This window comes from Microbulbifer variabilis, assembly GCF_023716485.1.
GTDB classification, from domain to species: domain Bacteria; phylum Pseudomonadota; class Gammaproteobacteria; order Pseudomonadales; family Cellvibrionaceae; genus Microbulbifer; species Microbulbifer variabilis_B.
Window position 1 is genome coordinate 2,888,364 of record NZ_CP092418.1, and the last position, 15,171, is coordinate 2,903,534.

General features: G+C 53.4%; 18 protein-coding genes and 3 tRNA genes. 11 read left to right on the top strand and 10 right to left on the bottom strand.

Annotated features, from left to right (window positions below; genetic code table 11):
• Positions 1–115 precede the first annotated feature (115 nt).
• The 8 genes from MJO52_RS12960 to MJO52_RS12995 all read left to right on the top strand — a co-directional run bounded on the left by MJO52_RS12960 (position 116) and on the right by MJO52_RS12995 (position 3,268).
• Positions 116–457, top strand: a complete 342-nt coding sequence (locus tag MJO52_RS12960) for a response regulator transcription factor (protein ID WP_252082078.1) — start codon at positions 116–118, stop codon at positions 455–457.
• A gap of 178 nt (positions 458–635) precedes the next feature.
• Positions 636–938, top strand: a complete 303-nt coding sequence (locus MJO52_RS12965) for a DUF7673 family protein (RefSeq protein WP_252082079.1) — start codon at positions 636–638, stop codon at positions 936–938.
• A complete protein-coding gene (locus MJO52_RS12970; RefSeq protein ID WP_252082080.1) occupies positions 935–1,114 on the top strand; it encodes a hypothetical protein in 180 nt (59 codons plus the stop codon). Before MJO52_RS12965 ends, MJO52_RS12970 begins: the two co-directional genes overlap by 4 nt.
• Positions 1,107–1,271, top strand: coding sequence for a hypothetical protein (locus MJO52_RS12975; RefSeq protein ID WP_252082081.1), 165 nt, complete (start codon positions 1,107–1,109; stop codon positions 1,269–1,271). The genes MJO52_RS12970 and MJO52_RS12975 overlap by 8 nt, the downstream gene beginning before the upstream one ends.
• Positions 1,268–1,555: a phage antirepressor KilAC domain-containing protein gene (locus MJO52_RS12980; protein WP_252082082.1), complete on the top strand. Its 288-nt coding sequence runs from the start codon at positions 1,268–1,270 to the stop codon at positions 1,553–1,555. The genes MJO52_RS12975 and MJO52_RS12980 overlap by 4 nt, the downstream gene beginning before the upstream one ends.
• An 89-nt stretch (positions 1,556–1,644) precedes the next feature.
• Positions 1,645–1,917: a hypothetical protein gene (locus tag MJO52_RS12985; RefSeq protein ID WP_252082083.1), complete on the top strand. Its 273-nt coding sequence runs from the start codon at positions 1,645–1,647 to the stop codon at positions 1,915–1,917.
• A 77-nt stretch (positions 1,918–1,994) separates the two neighbouring features.
• Entirely contained in the window at positions 1,995–2,234 is a 240-nt protein-coding gene (locus MJO52_RS12990) for a DUF4224 domain-containing protein (RefSeq protein WP_252082084.1), read from the top strand.
• Positions 2,234–3,268: a tyrosine-type recombinase/integrase gene (locus MJO52_RS12995; protein ID WP_252082085.1), complete on the top strand. Its 1,035-nt coding sequence runs from the start codon at positions 2,234–2,236 to the stop codon at positions 3,266–3,268. The genes MJO52_RS12990 and MJO52_RS12995 overlap by 1 nt, the downstream gene beginning before the upstream one ends.
• A gap of 1 nt (position 3,269) precedes the next feature.
• On the opposite strand, the gene MJO52_RS13000 is transcribed toward MJO52_RS12995, so the two are convergent.
• The 4 genes from MJO52_RS13000 to MJO52_RS13015 form a co-directional block, all read right to left on the bottom strand.
• Positions 3,270–4,115, bottom strand: a complete 846-nt coding sequence (locus MJO52_RS13000; RefSeq protein ID WP_252082086.1) for a hypothetical protein — start codon at positions 4,113–4,115, stop codon at positions 3,270–3,272.
• A 155-nt stretch (positions 4,116–4,270) separates the two neighbouring features.
• A tRNA-His gene (locus tag MJO52_RS13005) sits at positions 4,271–4,346 on the bottom strand.
• 115 nt (positions 4,347–4,461) lie between these two features.
• Positions 4,462–4,538: transfer RNA gene (locus MJO52_RS13010), tRNA-Arg, on the bottom strand.
• Positions 4,539–4,556: 18 nt separating this feature from the next.
• A tRNA-Pro gene (locus tag MJO52_RS13015) sits at positions 4,557–4,633 on the bottom strand.
• 340 nt (positions 4,634–4,973) lie between these two features.
• On the opposite strand from MJO52_RS13015, the gene folD reads away from it, so the two are divergent.
• The 3 genes from folD to MJO52_RS13030 are packed head-to-tail and all read left to right on the top strand — an operon-like array spanning position 4,974 to position 7,535.
• A complete protein-coding gene (gene folD / locus MJO52_RS13020) occupies positions 4,974–5,819 on the top strand; it encodes a bifunctional methylenetetrahydrofolate dehydrogenase/methenyltetrahydrofolate cyclohydrolase FolD (RefSeq protein WP_252082087.1) in 846 nt (281 codons plus the stop codon).
• Positions 5,812–6,516 (top strand): 16S rRNA pseudouridine(516) synthase RsuA, encoded by a 705-nt coding sequence (gene rsuA / locus MJO52_RS13025; protein WP_252082088.1) that lies wholly within the window; start codon positions 5,812–5,814, stop codon positions 6,514–6,516. Before folD ends, rsuA begins: the two co-directional genes overlap by 8 nt.
• A gap of 38 nt (positions 6,517–6,554) precedes the next feature.
• Positions 6,555–7,535 carry a class I SAM-dependent methyltransferase gene (locus MJO52_RS13030; protein WP_252082089.1) on the top strand — a complete coding sequence of 327 codons (981 nt, stop codon included), beginning with the start codon at positions 6,555–6,557 and terminating at the stop codon, positions 7,533–7,535.
• Positions 7,536–7,622: 87 nt separating this feature from the next.
• On the opposite strand, the gene MJO52_RS13035 is transcribed toward MJO52_RS13030, so the two are convergent.
• The 6 genes from MJO52_RS13035 to MJO52_RS13060 all read right to left on the bottom strand — a co-directional run bounded on the left by MJO52_RS13035 (position 7,623) and on the right by MJO52_RS13060 (position 15,105).
• Positions 7,623–8,078, bottom strand: a complete 456-nt coding sequence (locus MJO52_RS13035) for a hypothetical protein (protein WP_152453116.1) — start codon at positions 8,076–8,078, stop codon at positions 7,623–7,625.
• A 140-nt stretch (positions 8,079–8,218) separates the two neighbouring features.
• Positions 8,219–8,965, bottom strand: coding sequence for a methyltransferase domain-containing protein (locus MJO52_RS13040; protein WP_252082090.1), 747 nt, complete (start codon positions 8,963–8,965; stop codon positions 8,219–8,221).
• The gene (locus tag MJO52_RS13045; RefSeq protein WP_252082091.1) at positions 8,965–9,438 is read right to left on the bottom strand and encodes a GAF domain-containing protein; all 474 of its coding nucleotides are present in this window, start codon (positions 9,436–9,438) and stop codon (positions 8,965–8,967) included. Before MJO52_RS13045 ends, MJO52_RS13040 begins: the two co-directional genes overlap by 1 nt.
• Before the next feature lie 140 nt (positions 9,439–9,578).
• Positions 9,579–10,034, bottom strand: a complete 456-nt coding sequence (locus MJO52_RS13050; RefSeq protein WP_252082092.1) for a hypothetical protein — start codon at positions 10,032–10,034, stop codon at positions 9,579–9,581.
• Between the two features lie 178 nt (positions 10,035–10,212).
• Positions 10,213–11,415 carry a Wadjet anti-phage system protein JetD domain-containing protein gene (locus MJO52_RS13055; RefSeq protein WP_252082093.1) on the bottom strand — a complete coding sequence of 401 codons (1,203 nt, stop codon included), beginning with the start codon at positions 11,413–11,415 and terminating at the stop codon, positions 10,213–10,215.
• A gap of 42 nt (positions 11,416–11,457) precedes the next feature.
• The gene (locus tag MJO52_RS13060) at positions 11,458–15,105 is read right to left on the bottom strand and encodes an ATP-binding protein (protein WP_252082094.1); all 3,648 of its coding nucleotides are present in this window, start codon (positions 15,103–15,105) and stop codon (positions 11,458–11,460) included.
• Positions 15,106–15,171 lie beyond the last annotated feature (66 nt).

Consider the following 15,171-nt stretch of genomic DNA (forward strand, 5'->3'; position numbering starts at 1 on the left):
ACGAAATCAGGGGCCGACCAAATGGCGCCCAGATAAACACAGAATAGTAAAAGCCTATTGACCAGCGAATAGGGTTTTACTATTGTCGCCTTACCGGCAACTGATAGGGCACCCAATGCACACCGCCATCAATCACAGGCCACTAGCACCACGCCAAGCTGAAGCGCTGGCATATCGAGCCCGAGGCCTCTCCAACAAAGAAACCGCCGAAGCTATGCGGTGCTCTGTAGCGAATGTCACCAACTTGCTGGCGGAATGCTTTTACAAGCTGCATGCCCGCAACAGTACTGAAGCGGTGGCCAAGGCGGTAAAGCACGGATTGATTCAATTCGCTCTGCTCGCCTGCGTACTCAGCGGCATGGGTGTTGATGCTCAAGACCAATTACGCACCCGCTTCCAGCGCCGCCCCACAGTTCGAACCATTCGCATCCGCAACAACCGGGAGGGAATCGCATGACCGCCACCGTGTTTGTACATCCAACGGCTACGAGCAAAAACGACGTAGATCGCCTCAAGCAGCGCACCGATATCGCCAACGCGGATCGCAAAATGCTCATCCGGTTCGTACAGCCAAAACCCACTTTTGCACGGCCAACTCAGCACAACGACTGCCCCCCATTTGGAGGTGATACAGCATGAATACTTTCAGCCCAACCCTGAGCGTGGAAACCCTGCTCCGCGTTGCCAACGGATACTCCGGTGCTAGTGCAATTGCCGCACAGGTGTTGCTTTCGGCTTGGAACAGCAACGATTTTACGGTTCCCGTTGCCGAGTTATCACTACTTGATGGGGAGAACTATCAGCACGCCCTCAACGTGATGACACTTCGCTATCAAGGCAAGGAGCCCCAAAACGTAATCGCACAGGGCGATAAAAAATTTCACACCCTTTGTGTCGAGTGGTCTCACCTTGAAACCCAGAGGAAAGGTGCAGCATGAACCAGCTGCAGCAGCTGCCACGAATACACTGCACCCACTGCGGAAAACCCGCAGAGCCGGTATTCAACGGGAAGCTGTTATTGCGCGGCTGGAGTTGTCAGCTTTGCAAATACTGGGAGCCGGCAATTGGCCGGGAAAGAAAGTTCAAGAAAGTGGTAGGCACAAACCATGAATGAGTTTTCCCAGCTCTTGCAAATCACCCAAGACCTAATGGCCACGGTAAAAGCCCAGCAGTTACAAATAAACGGTATGCGCGAGCAGATAGCCGCTCTCTCCGAAGCTATTCAGGGCCAACCATCAGAACAAAACTTGAAGGACCAGGAGGCAGCGTGAAAAAGGAAAAACTCTTCACCATCACCCAGGCCGCCCGAACTTTAGAAATGGGCAGAAACAACCTGTTAAAGGTTCTACGAAATAGCGACCTTTTGCATAGCCGCGAACCTATGCGTAACTCACCGACAAAGTCCGCCGTACAGCAGGGGCTACTGGTTGCAGAGAATGCCGAATATAGCCGCGGCCCAGTGAAGGTGCCGTATATCAATACCAAAGTGACATCGAAAGGCATGGTGTGGATTCGGGATCTGATCGAAAAGAACTCCATCTCCCAAGCCAGCTAGAAATTTAACCGCGCCCCGGCGCATTCAGTCAGAGGTAACCATCCTTGGGCTGCCGGTATGGAGCCCATTTTTCAAAATGGGAAAATCCAATGGAAAGATACGCACTGCTAACTGGCACCTACAACCTATTGATGGGCGGCATCAAAGATTTCAAGCGCTCCTACCCCACTGAAAAGGAGGCCTTCGAAGAAGTACAGCGCATCGCTCAAAATGACCCGTTTACCCACTGGGCTCAGATATTCGACAAGAAAACTGACAAGGCAAAAATTTATCGCATAGTCGATAAAAAAATCATTGAGGAGAAACCCAAAGACTGCCCTCACCCAGAATCAAAACCCCAGGCAGAACCGCAATACGCCTGAGCTCATCTCAAGACAGCTTTCTCAGCCCGCCAAGTGTGGGCTTTTTAGGTAGAAGACAACAACGCGAGGGATGTGCGATGGGTAACTTGCTAACCAAGCATGAGATAGCCCGCCTAACAGGCGCTGGTGCCGAGAATGCTGAGGAACAAAAGCGTATTCTCGATGCCAATCGGATTCCTTATGTGCTGAAAAAGGACCGATCCCCCGCACTCACCTGGGAAATGGTTAATCAAGCCATTCTGGCCCGAGGGGCCTCAAAACCCGACTTAGCCGGTGTTAACCTACCCCCAGGCTTTAACCTTGGAGCAGCAAGCTAATGGGCAGAAGGCGCAACCCCGAAAATGCATGGATGCCACCACATGTTGAGCGGTACAAGAATGGCTTTCGAGTAAACCGAAGGGGCTACCCAACTAAGCACTTAGCTAAACAGGATGCCAGCAAAGCAGAAGTTTGGACGGCATATGAACGCTACCTTGCGGGCCTAGTCGAGAAGGAATTCACTTTTAAAGACCTTGTTGAGCTGTACTTTGCATCACCTCAGTACACCAAGCACATCAAGCCACAAACTCAAAAAGACTACCACCGCTACAGCCAACGTATATTGATAGTGTTTGGAGAAATGACACCAGACTCAATCACTTCACCACTGGTACAAATGTTTTTGGATGCCCGTGGCGCAGAACACCCTACCGCAGCAAACCGAGAAAAAACCTTTCTAGGCATTGTGATGAAATGGGGTAAGGCCAGAGGGTTTGTAAAAATCGAAGACCCTACAGTGGTAGTTAAAGCCCTAAAGGAAAAAGCTGGCGGTCGCTATTTGGAAGACTGGGAGTATGAAGCCTTTTGGGAATGGCTTGGTGAGCGCGGCCACATTATGCATCAGTGCGCTATGGAGATCAGCTATCTGTGTGCAGCCCGACAACAGGATGTATTGGCACTTACGCGAACAGATATGAAAGAAGATGGTCTGCTTGTTATTCAAAGCAAGACCGGAAAAGCACAGATAAAACTCTGGAGCTCAGCACTAAGGGAAGCCGTGGATCGCGCACTCGCAAGCAATGTTGATGCACAAATTCAAACAGCTCATATTATTCGCAGCCGCATCGGGCGCCCCTTCACCCGCATGGGCTTTAATGCCACCTGGCTAAGAGAACAGCGAGCTGCGCTTGAAGCGGGAGTTATTAAGGAGCGATTTCGTTTTCACGATTTGAAAATTAAAGCCGCCAGTGATTTTGACGGCGATGTGCAGAAATTTACCGGACATAAAACCCGCTCGATGGCAGAGCGATACAATCGAACAGCAGATAAAGTTGTCAGCCTAGACCGGAAGCGCCCAAAGAAAGGCAAATAATTTAGTTTGCCTTTTGCTTTGCATTCTCTTTGGTTTCTACAACTTCAATATGAGTATCTCTTTCAAGTTCAAGTCTCAGTACAGCTCTCAATTCCTCAATTGATTCAGGTGATAAAGTGACCGGCTCACCTTTCACTTTAGATAACTCAACTGCAATTGCGTGAGTTAGGTTACTTATTGATTCATCAGAGAGAATGACTGGCTGTAAAGCCACAGGGGAGTTTAGATTTACAGAAACATCTTTATTTTGAGAAACGATCTGCCAAAAAAGAGCTAGAGCAGCTATGGAAGCCGAGCCAGCAGCAACCCAAACTCCCCTTCTAGTATGCACGGCGCCTTTACGTGCAATCTCAGCACTATCCCTTGCTGCATCCGCACTCATTTTGGCTGATTCAGAGCTCTCACTTGCAACATGCACACCTTCCTGAGCAATAGAATTCGCGCGCTCAGATTCACTTAATGCCCGCTCAGTAAACTCTATCTGCTTCTTTTCTTGATTACTTCGAATCAATTCTTCAAAAAGCCAAATTTGCGTATCAATTCTTTCAAAAAAATTACCTATGTGCTCCATCTTCTCTTCTGCTTGATCAATCAGTAATCTGCGTAATCTATCCTCTTGTTCGGATTGAGGAGAGGTAGAGCGCATCCTCTTCATCATTATTCGAAGTGATCGATAAAACCCTTGCAACTCCTGCTTCCACTTCTTCAACTCCAAACGGGCCCGCACAGGATCATGCACCGCCCCCTCTGAAGACAACTGACTCAATTGGTCAAACTTTCTTTGCAGCTCCTCAGACTCATCTATTTCGCTCAGAAGCTCCCGGAACACCTCCAACTGACTAGCCATTAAAATCGCTTCTCCTTAGCTAAAAGTTGATATCACTTGAAACCTCAACATAGATTGAGGCCATAATTACCACACCAAATTACCACGCTGGAATCAGAAACGAAAAAACCCCGCACTAGGCGAGGTTTTAAGTCCTTGATAAACAAGGAAGAATCTGGGGTGGCCGACGGGGATCGAACCCGCGACCTCAGGAGCCACAATCCTGTGCTCTACCAACTGAGCTACGGCCACCATAAAAGTGATATACTTCAGCACCTTGTGGCAGTACTGATTGCCGGATACCTCTTGCAGCCAATCTGGCTTCAGACTAAGTCCTTTTTGCCAAACCAGCACCATCTCGTGAAGATGGCACGCCCGGCAGGACTCGAACCTGCGACCATCCGCTTAGAAGGCGGATGCTCTATCCAGCTGAGCTACGGGCGCAAGGTGAACCCGGAAAATTGGTCGGGGCAGAGGGATTCGAACCCCCGACATCCTGCTCCCAAAGCAGGCGCGCTACCAGACTGCGCTATGCCCCGTTTTTCCAATCATTCGCACCTCTTTGACCCTGTTAACCGTCCCGTAGGTGGTTGTGTAAGTCGCTGTAGCTGCGAAGTGCGTGCATAGTAATGATACCCCCGGCCCATGTCAACGCTTCTAAGCTATTATTTTTAAAGAAGTTTATCCTTTTGCCTATCTGGGCCCAGAAGTGGCGAAATTATTTCCAACCTGTGCGAAAATGGCGCACTTCGCAAATCCGACCGGATAAAAAGTAAGCGTTTTTAAAAATCGCCTGCTTCCGCCCTTCTATATACAGTAGGTGCTGGAGCAGACTCCGGTCTATTAGCCATCGATTTTTTATTGTTAGAGATAGCATCTATGTCTGCACTGGTTCTGGACGGCAAGGCCCTGGCACAGAAAACTGAAGAAGAACTCTCGGCTCGGGTAGCCGTACTAAAAGAGAAGAGCGGTGGGCAAACGCCAATCCTGGCGACCATCCTGGTGGGTGATGACCCCGCTTCAGCTACCTATGTAAAGATGAAGGGCAATGCTTGCCGCCGTATCGGCATGGATTCCATGCAGGTGGAACTGCCCTCCTCCACCACCACTGAAGAGTTACTCGCCAAGATTGAGGCGCTCAACGCCAACCCCAACGTCCACGGTATCCTACTTCAGCACCCGGTGCCGGCACAGATCGATGAGCGTGCCTGTTTCGACGCGATTAGCCTGGAGAAAGATGTAGATGGCGTGACCTGCCTTGGCTTTGGCCGTATGGCCATGGGTGAAGAGGCCTATGGCTGTGCAACCCCTAAAGGCATTATGCGCCTGCTGGAAGCCTACAATATCGAAATGGAAGGCAAGCACGCCGTAGTTGTGGGCCGGAGCCCTATCCTGGGTAAGCCGATGGCTGCCATGTTGTTGAACGCCAACGCCACCGTAACTATCTGCCACTCCCGCACTCAAGATCTGGCCGAACATATCCGCCGCGCCGATATCGTAGTGGGCGCCGTGGGCAAACCGGAGTTTATTAAGGCTGAGTGGATTAAAGATAGCGCTGTAGTTGTGGATGCCGGCTACCACCCAGGCGGTGTGGGCGATATTGAACTGGGCCCGCTCACTGAGCGCGTTGCCGCCTACACCCCGGTGCCCGGCGGTGTTGGCCCAATGACCATCAATACCCTGATCTACCAATCTGTCGATTCCGGTGAACGCAAGATTGGCTAGTTCTATACGGTTGGATAAGGCGGTCAGCCAGGTGACTGACCTCTCCCGTTCCGATGTGAAGCGCGCCGCCAAGGCGGAGCGCATCAGCGTTAACGGCGAGGTCATCACCGATCCGGCCGCCAAGGTACAGGCCAGCGATGCACTGTACCTGGACGGCGAGCCCCTGCACGAACCGGGGCCACGCTACATTATGTTGAACAAGCCCCTGGGCTATGTAAGCGCGACCAAAGATGGCGAACACCCTACGGTGCTGGACCTGATTGACGAGCCCAACAAAGCCAGGCTACATATCGCCGGGCGCCTGGATATCGATACCACCGGGCTGGTGCTACTCACCGATGATGGCCAGTGGTCACACAAAGTGACCTCGCCGAACCACCACTGTGAGAAAACCTATTACGCTCTGCTGGCAGAGAAAATTGAGGAAGATGCGGTGGCAAAGTTTGCCAAAGGTATCTGGCTCAACAATGAAAAGAAAAGAACCAAGCCGGCCAAGCTTGAGATTCTCTACGCTAACGAGGTGCGCATCACTATCGGTGAGGGCCGCTACCACCAGGTCAAGCGTATGTTTGCCGCCCTGGGCAACCGGGTAATCGAACTGCACCGGGAGAGAATCGGCGATATCTTCCTGGATGAAGAGCTCCAGGAAGGCGAATACCGGCTGTTAACTTCTGAAGAAATCGCTTCGGTACAATAAAGACTATGTCCTCGCTTCTCCTCCAGGAAATCTCACAGGTGCCGAGTGAAACCCTGTGGATCGCCGATGAAAACAGCAAGCCTTTACTACAGCCGGGCTTTCACTTCGAAGGTGACCTCCTTACCAACCGCTGGGATATTGCCGAGCTGGCCCAGGGTAAGGTTGGGCGCAGCTTCTATAACGACTTTCACCTTGAAGAGCTGGATCGCCGCTACCGCCGCATTGTTTATTCGGTCTCCAAGGAAAAAGCCGTCGTTCACCATATTATCAACCAGGCCCCACGGTTTCTCGGTGAGGGCGGTGAACTGGTGTTGTTAGGGGAAAAGCAGAGCGGCATTAAAAGCTACGCGGCTAAAGTTGCCGAGCGCCTGGATGGCGGTAAAAATCTGCAAAAGTACGGCAACGATTATTGCAGTGTAAACCGGGTGGAGCATCCCCAGGGTGGAACACCTATCGGTGAGGAGGATTACCCACAGCTACGCAGCCTGCCGGAGCTTGGGGGGCTTTATAGCAAGCCCGGTCTGTTTGGCTGGAATAAGATTGATAAGGGCAGCGCCCTGCTGGCCCAACAGCTCACCACCGAGCTTCCCAAGGAAGGTGCCCAAGTTATCGACCTCGGCTGTGGCTACGGTTATCTCAGTGCCCGACTAGCATCACTGGGGAGCTTCCACTTTACCGCTATCGACAATAATGCCGCAGCCCTACTCGCCTGTAAGAAAAATTTTCAAACTCAGGGTATCAAGGGCGTCGTTCTGCCCTCCGATGCCGGGGCAGAGCTGGAAAGCGGTGCTGCGGACCTGGTGCTGTGCAACCCGCCCTTCCACCAGGGATTCCAGGTGGAAGGCGATCTTACCGATCGCTTTTTGCAACAGAGCGCACGGTTATTGAAAATAACCGGAACGGCGCTGTTTGTGGTGAACGAGTTTATTCCGCTACTCAAGAAGGGGCCGCGTTACTTTTCTGAGGTGCAGTTGATCACCAAAGAAAAAGGCTTCTGTGTATACCGGCTGCGCCCTTAGGGCGCAGTTTGCCGGCGTCTATCTAAATTAGGCGAGCAGTCGCCAGGAGTCAAAAATCAAATTTGCGGACCGGTTGAGTCGGTAGGATTAGTAGTCGCGCAAGTTAAACAGGTTCATCGAGAGGGTGTGCTCCTCCAGCTCTTCCAGTTGTCGCAAGCGCTCGAAGGCTTCACGCGCCGAGGGAGTCTCCGCCCCTTGGGCCAGGTCCCGGTATTGGTCAGCCAGATAAATCTCAATATCCATAGCCAGTTTGGCAATGTCATCTAGATTATCTATATCGATACTGCGCAGGCGTTGCAGAAACTCCTTCTCGCGCCCTTCCGGGGCAAATTGCACCCAGGTGTGCAAGGCACCTGGCGGCAAATCGGCGTGGAAGTTCTCCAGTGAATGCTTCATGGAGTCTTCCCGTCGTCGAAGCTGATCTAGGAGCAGCTCAACCCGCTTGTTGGTGGCAAGCTGCTCATACTCTTCGTATTGCAGCGCCAATTTGGCATGAAAATCCCTTCCTTCCTGAATAACTTCCTCAACTGTTTTGTACCGCATTAACGAGCCCTGGAGTAATAAGTCGCTAATGTCAGTATAGACAGGCAGTGAGAAAGGGCGCCAACAACACCCAACAAAAAAACGACAGTGGCAGTTTTCTCTTTGCCTATCGAGCCGCCAGGGCGCTCCAGACAGATAACTCAACGCAGAAGTCGATGATGAGCATACAGGCGACAACTGGGGCTACCGGGATTGATTTTAGCTGGAGCGCGCTTCTTCAGCTCCGCCAGGGAAAGCGTTTTCCTACTCACCGCCAGAATATGATTTTCGTATTGGGGCATGTAGGCCATCCAGGCGCCACGCAGACGGCTGCGCAAAGCCTTTTGACGCCAGGCACTGTCTCGGAGCTCCTGAAGATCGCCAAAGTTACTCACTAAAACCCCATCCCGATGCAATAGGCGCATCAAGTTGGCGCACCATTCTTGACTTGCCGGCACGGCGCGCTGTGCCACCCCCTGAAAATGACCAAATATGTCATCGATGACCAGATCAAACGGCTCAGCAGAGGGGTTTTGCAGGTAATCTGCCACATACTCTTTGGCATCGGCATGTACCAGCTCTACATCCTTAACTCTGAAAAAGCGGCGGGCCACCTGTAGGTGAACCGGGTCCAGGTCCACCCCAACAATACGTTTCGCCGAGGTGTAAGCCTGTAACAAGCGGATCAAGGCACCGCCCCCAACACCTAATAACAATACAGAGTTCAGACGCTTCTCTGGCAGAAAGAAGGCCGGCAGCAGAAGCAGCTCCCACAGGGAGCCCTTAAGGGGATCGCGGGGATTCCACTGGGAATGGAAAACCCCATTGCTGTACAAACGTACGCTGGCGCCGTGGTTGCGCACCTCATAACAGGTGTCTCCCACCTGCTTCTGCCACAGTAGTGCCATTAGCTTTGTGGCAGGTCTGAAGATTTCAGCAGTACTTGGGCAAAGCCCTGTAAGCCAGCCAGGTCTTCTGCGGTGAAACGGGCAACGGTCGGGCTATCGATATCGAGCACCCCAAGGCAGTGGCCGTTATTATCGTAAAGTGGAACGACCACTTCAGAAGCAGAAACTGCATCGCAGGCGATATGGCCTGGAAACTGGTGCACATCCTCTACCAGTTGAGACTCTCCGCTGGATACCGCCGTACCGCAAACTCCGGCACCTACGGGAATACGAGTACAGGCGGGCTTGCCCTGAAAGGGTCCCAGACGCAGTTCATCACCATGCAAAAAGTAGAAGCCCGCCCAATTGATATCCTCCAACTCCATAAACAACAGAGCGCTGGCATTGGCAGTATTGGCCAGCCAATCCCTCTCGGCGGATAGCAGACCTTCGAGTTGACTATTGAGCGATGAGTAGAATTTATTTAACGACATGGCCGGATCGCCCCCTCACAATCAGTGGCTATAAAACGCGTTTGCCAGACACAGCAAACCCGCGAAATACCTGGCGCATTGTGTGCCAAGAGGCAGGTATTTTGCGGGCTTTACAGCAGGAATCAACCGGTGATTGAAAATTACTGGTAGGGGTCCAGCACCTCCTCTTTTGAGGACTCCCGTTGATATTGGTCTGCATCCATCGTGGGACGTGACCACTCATCACTCTCGCGGCCACCCTGCTCCTCCCCCGATTGGATAGCAGGGGGTGCCTTGGTGACATCGGAGGCAATTAAAGCGGAGCGTTTTTGCTCGAATCGCTTTTCCACGACGGGCTTGGGCGGCATGGAGGTGCTGGACTCCCGGCGGATACGGCTGGCCATAGTGCTTAGCGTTGGTCGTCGGCGCTCGGCCAGCTTAACCGCTTCCAACTCGCTGTTGAGCCGATTGACCTCTGCCTGCAAATCTCCCATCTGCGCCTGCAGTTCGGTAATCTGAGTCAGTACGCCTTTAACTTTACGGCTTTCCTTCTCATATAAAACAGCGGCGCCGCCGAAGGCCAAAGCAAAAATGACCAAAATGGAAAACTGACGCATAGAGATCTCCAGAAACTTCCCTTGTTATTTTTAAAGGGCATTTTTACCGTATATTTTCTGTATCTTCCGAGATCTCGCGCATAAAAAACAAGCTTTAAGGCTGACTGAAACGACTGCAACAGCCAGCACAGAGTTAAGAGGAAGAAAAATTTATCCGATAGCGACAAAAAGCCCAGCGTTAAGGGAGAGTCTCCAGCAAAGCCTCTGTTTTGACGGCCTCCTGATCCACAAAACAATTATTAGCCGAGATAGCTGGGATCAAATAATCATCCGCATATTGGCAGCCGATCATTTCGATGGGTTTTTGCCCGAACTTTTCCGCCAAGTCGGGAGAATGGGCTTTGCCGGCGTGCAGAGAGTTGAGTAACAAATCATAGCCGGGCCGCCAACACTGCAACTCAGGAAAACTTTTCTTCAGCGCGGCGGCTATACGCAGCCCTTCATAATCCAGATCCCCCCAAAAAAAAACGGGAAGTGAACCCAAATTATCGCCATACCACCACTGTGAAAATTGCTGCCGAGAAACTGTAGTGGCCGAATTAATCGTGCTAAAGCGAGTAATGCCACAATTGCGAATCCGCTCCGCACCACCCTGATAGCCCTCGCTGTACACCAGCGCCGTGGAGCTGGGCTGCAATTCCGCCAAGCTGATAAAAGTATCCTGGTTCTCTATAAAAATCACCTGCGCAAACTGTTCCGGCAGGTAGGCGTGAAGTAATAACTGGCGCTCGCGAATCTTTCGGCTCAGCTCCGGAAACAGGTTACGCACCAGGGACTGGCGACTAGGTAAATCAAGATATTTGGAATCCCCTTTAAAGCAGCGCGCGGCCAATTGCCGCCAGGTGATTTGCTCGGCAAAAATCAATTCCCGACTTATCGCGGCCCAGCAGGAGACCACCTCCTCGGCAGAGTCGAAGCCCGCTTGAAGCTCCAAACCCTCTACGGGAAAAGCCGCGGGATTCTCAAAGCGATCGACATAGGGCTCCAGCAGACTGATCCAGGCAGACTTGCGCAAGTTGGGGGATGGACGATTGAGCCACAGGCGCAGCTGCTCTTCACTGGCGTCCCGAAAGATCAGCTGAGCGCCCTGCCACTCTGCGACACCCGGTCGCCGTTTAGGGTTCGGTTTTACTGCAAAACATTGATACTCACTGGCAAAGTGCTGCAATTCATTCCACAGCTCTTGCTCGTCTTGGTCGGGGTCTCTGAGGGGCTCCAACACTTCCAACCAGCGCTTACTGCCAGCGCGCAAATCCAGCCTGAAACTAATGCGGGCTTCCTTGCCCCGTTCCAGCTGGCTGTCCCGCCGATCCAGAATAAAATTCAGGATGCCGATTAACAGCGGGTTTTCCTCTACCCAATAGGGCAATGTCTTTTCCATCGGTTGCCTCCCTGCCAATGGAGGGGTTCCCCCCGAAAATACCTATCCCTCTACTTCTACCAGGTCCATAAAATCCAGCGACGCCTGCTGGCGAATCGCGCGGCGGTGATTGGCCCAGAGTTCGGCGATACGCTCCTGGTTGCAGACCTTGCGATCGACATACACCCGCGTATTCAGCTGGCCGATGGGCTTGGCACTGGGGCACTTACTGAATACAAACTGATTCGAGATCAGGTCCATAAAAGGCCCCGATTTACTGCTGGGCATAATGAACAGCAGCTGTAGCCCAAGGGTTTCCGTCAGGTAACGAATCACTTCCTTGGAGCGGGACTCATCCATTTTGGAGAAGGCCTCATCCACCAGCACCATTTGCAAATGGCTGCCGCTTTCACCAAAGCGGAAGGCCGAAGTGACCGCTGCGGAGCGGATAATATAAGCCGGCGTTTCCAGCTGGCCGCCGGAACCGGTGCCGTACTGGCTGAGCGCAATCGGCTCCTTGCCTTCCGGTTCCTTATAGATCTCATAGCTGCGATAGTTGCGGTAATCGCTGATTCGATCCAGCTCGCGCCGCGCCACCTGCTCATCTTCACTCAGCAGCATACTCAACAGGCGATCCCGCACCTTGCGGTGCTTGGGCGCCAGGTCCGTGTCGAACAGGCTCTGCTCTTCGCCCAGATTCGGCAGTTCGATTACCGCCTTAAAGAAGCTCCAATATTCCTTGAATTCCGCCACCCACTGGTAGTCAAAACGGAAGCGCTCGCGGTCGGCGCCAAAGCGGTGGTGCTCCAGCTCTTTGTTCAGATCATCCAACACGCGCTTACCATCGTTAATGGACTGGTAAATAGCGTGGCACAAGTGGGTTACAAAAGTGGTGTTAAAGGATTTTTTCAATCCCAGCAGTTGATCGTGGCGCTCCACCAGCAGGTTGTTCTTCAGGCGGTTACGCAGGGTCTCTACCTGATCGCCGAGACCACTGATCAACTTGAACAGGCCATCTTTATGGCCGCCACTCAAGTCTGGCTCAAATACCAGGGTATCGACGCTGGCACAGGTGGCGTTGTACTCCATCACCGCGCGATCCAACTGGCGACTGTATTTCTCCAGCTGTCCCTGCCAACTTTCGATATCCGCTGAGAAGTCGAAGTTGTCGGCCGCACGTTCTACCTGCTCGTCAGCAGTAACCAGCACTTGCTCGGCATCGAAAGTGGGGTCGATGGCGGTAATGCGCCTTACCATTTCCTCGCTGTCACTGGCAGCATCGTCCAGGGATTCCAGCTCGCCAGACAGCGCGTATAAGAGTTTTTCGTTGCTTCTCAGCTTGGTCTCCAGAGAGCCATGCTTGCGCTGGAGGTCCGACAGCTGCTTCTGCTGATCTTTAAGCTGGGCCTTGAGTTCATCGACCTGCTGCTCGAACTGCTCGAAGTCCTTCAGGTCCAGGTTTTCCAGAGCCCGCTCGGCGCTACGCCATTCCCGCTGGGCCGCCAGGGCGGAATCCACAATGGACAACAGCTTGATATTCGCCAACCCTCGCACCGCATTGGTGACCCGGCGGTAGAGCTGGTGGCGCTCGTTGACGTGGGCGGCCTCTTCCAGCAACTGCTCCATAGCGCGCTGCTGCGCCGCCAGTGCGCGGGCGCGGGCGCCCTGGCCGAAGACCAGCTCGGCATCGTCCATATCGCAGCGCCACATGCTGTAGTTGCCACTGGCCATACCGTCGGCGGTCAGGCCCCGGCGGGTGCCGCGCAGCTCGTGTTCATCCTCCACCTGAACCACGGCACCGTAGGAGGCGCGCAAATAGTGCTCGGCAGTTTTATGGGTGAACTCCATCAGTTCGATAATGGAGCCCGACGGCGTATCCAGACGCTCCGCATCGCGGCGGGCTTTATCCCCCTGGATCACCCGGGCGCGGTTGTTGCGCCCAGGCAGGCTGCGCACGATACGAATCGCGCGGGCCTCGTGTTCCGGCTCCACAATAATCGAGAAGCGCGCACCGCCCAGATAGCCTTCAATCGCCATCTGCCAGCGCTCATCCAGCACTTCCACATAATCACACAGGACACGGGGCTCCGCCTCCGGGCACTGCTCGCGAATTGCGGCCAGGGCCGCTTCCACCGATTGGGGGTAGCGCACGCGGTTGGCCTGGAGATGCTGAATGCGGCTTTCCTGGGTGCGCAGCTGCTTTTGCAATTGCTGTACTTTTTGCTCCCAGCGGGAAGCCTGCTGGGCAATCTGCTCTTTGGGAGAAACCTCATCACTGGCGCCGGCTTTACCACTGCTATCCAGCAGGTCGAAGAGGCGGTTCTGTAGGGCCTCACTGCTGGCAGCGCGCTCGCGCAGTGGCTCCAGTGCGGCATGGTCAATCCAGTCCTTGCCCAACAGCTTGTGCAGATCCGGCAGGTCTTCCTCGCGGGCTACCTGCTTGATCGCCTGCACCAGTGCTTTATCGGAGAAGGCGGGAATTTCCAGCTCGGCGGAGGTGGAGTTAAGCAGGTTTAATAATTCTTCGGCGGCCTCGCGGTTCTCGCGCCAGCGGGCCTCTTCGGCAGACATGGGGGTATGCTGCTGGGACAGAAGGCTCAGGGCATTGTTAATACGCTGTTCCAGTTCGTCCTTATTGCGCAGCGCATCAATACCCAGGCGCTGGGCTTGAAGCTCTACCAGCTGACCATTGAGCTGCTCGACGCGTTCGGAGGCGACGCGCACCTCCCTTTCATTGTTGTCCAGATCGTTGCGCAGTTTTTTCTGGTCGTTCTTGCCGCTCAGATAACTCTTTTGTACCCGCTGGTGGCGGTGGCGTGCGCACAAATATTCCTGCACCCGCAACTGCAACCACTGCTCCCGGTAGAGCTCTACCGACTGAGCGATGGCCTCCAGGGAACTGACCCGCTCCACAATCTGGCGGGCTTCCTGCTCCATGCTGTGGATGGTTTTCATCAGCTCGGAAACGGAGCGGATGGCATCACCCAGATCGCGTTTTTCCAACACTTCTTGGGCGACAAAATCGTTGATGCTTTTTACCGGCTTGTAGGCCATAAAATTGGCAAAAGTGCGCGCGGCGTGCATGGCCTCACGATCGGAGACCGCATCGCGGCGTCCGCGCAGAGCGCCGTAAAGGCGGCGCAGGTAGGCCTTTTTCTTGTCGTACTGCTCTACTTTTTCGAACTGCTTGCTTAGGACCTGGTTAAATTTATCCAGCGGCAGCAGGTGTTTGCCGTCGGTGTAATCCCGGACAAAATCCCCCATCACCAACTGTTCGCCGGGGAATACGAAAAAGCGCAAATCACTCTGGCGGGCCTGGGCGGGTTTACTGCTGCTATCCAGGTGCGCGCGAATACCCATCACCGCGGTAAAGGGCTCAGCATCGTCTTCACCGCTGGTGGGATGGAAAATACCGGCGATGTAACAGTCGGTAGGCTCGACACGGGCATAACTGCCGTCGTCACAACCCAGTACATAGGAAGCTAGCGTCCGCACCTGCTTGCCACCGCGCCCGCGCTGGGTGGTTTCATCCTGCCCCGGGTTAAAAGTAAACAGGGTGTCGTGGGCGGCGGTCATCAATGTCTGGATAGCATCGGCCGCCGTGGTTTTACCGGAACCGTTGCCACCGGAAAACAAGTTGATCGGGCCGAAATCATATTCCAACTGCGGGATATTGCCCCAGTTAATCAGAATCAGTTTTTTTAGGAACATAGTCTTTTCAAAAAAACGGTCTTTTCAAAAGTAGGGTCTTTTGCAGGCGGGAAGCCGACACCCTTC

Coding starts and splice junctions, on each gene's coding strand:
- MJO52_RS12960 (WP_252082078.1), top strand. CDS start 116: ATGCACACCGCCATCAATCACAGGCCACTAGCACCACGCCAAGCTGAA.
- MJO52_RS12965 (WP_252082079.1), top strand. CDS start 636: ATGAATACTTTCAGCCCAACCCTGAGCGTGGAAACCCTGCTCCGCGTT.
- MJO52_RS12970 (WP_252082080.1), top strand. CDS start 935: ATGAACCAGCTGCAGCAGCTGCCACGAATACACTGCACCCACTGCGGA.
- MJO52_RS12975 (WP_252082081.1), top strand. CDS start 1,107: ATGAATGAGTTTTCCCAGCTCTTGCAAATCACCCAAGACCTAATGGCC.
- MJO52_RS12985 (WP_252082083.1), top strand. CDS start 1,645: ATGGAAAGATACGCACTGCTAACTGGCACCTACAACCTATTGATGGGC.
- MJO52_RS12990 (WP_252082084.1), top strand. CDS start 1,995: ATGGGTAACTTGCTAACCAAGCATGAGATAGCCCGCCTAACAGGCGCT.
- MJO52_RS12995 (WP_252082085.1), top strand. CDS start 2,234: ATGGGCAGAAGGCGCAACCCCGAAAATGCATGGATGCCACCACATGTT.
- MJO52_RS13000 (WP_252082086.1), bottom strand. CDS start 4,115: ATGGCTAGTCAGTTGGAGGTGTTCCGGGAGCTTCTGAGCGAAATAGAT.
- folD (WP_252082087.1), top strand. CDS start 4,974: ATGTCTGCACTGGTTCTGGACGGCAAGGCCCTGGCACAGAAAACTGAA.
- MJO52_RS13035 (WP_152453116.1), bottom strand. CDS start 8,078: ATGCGGTACAAAACAGTTGAGGAAGTTATTCAGGAAGGAAGGGATTTT.
- MJO52_RS13040 (WP_252082090.1), bottom strand. CDS start 8,965: ATGGCACTACTGTGGCAGAAGCAGGTGGGAGACACCTGTTATGAGGTG.
- MJO52_RS13045 (WP_252082091.1), bottom strand. CDS start 9,438: ATGTCGTTAAATAAATTCTACTCATCGCTCAATAGTCAACTCGAAGGT.
- MJO52_RS13050 (WP_252082092.1), bottom strand. CDS start 10,034: ATGCGTCAGTTTTCCATTTTGGTCATTTTTGCTTTGGCCTTCGGCGGC.
- MJO52_RS13055 (WP_252082093.1), bottom strand. CDS start 11,415: ATGGAAAAGACATTGCCCTATTGGGTAGAGGAAAACCCGCTGTTAATC.
- MJO52_RS13060 (WP_252082094.1), bottom strand. CDS start 15,105: ATGTTCCTAAAAAAACTGATTCTGATTAACTGGGGCAATATCCCGCAG.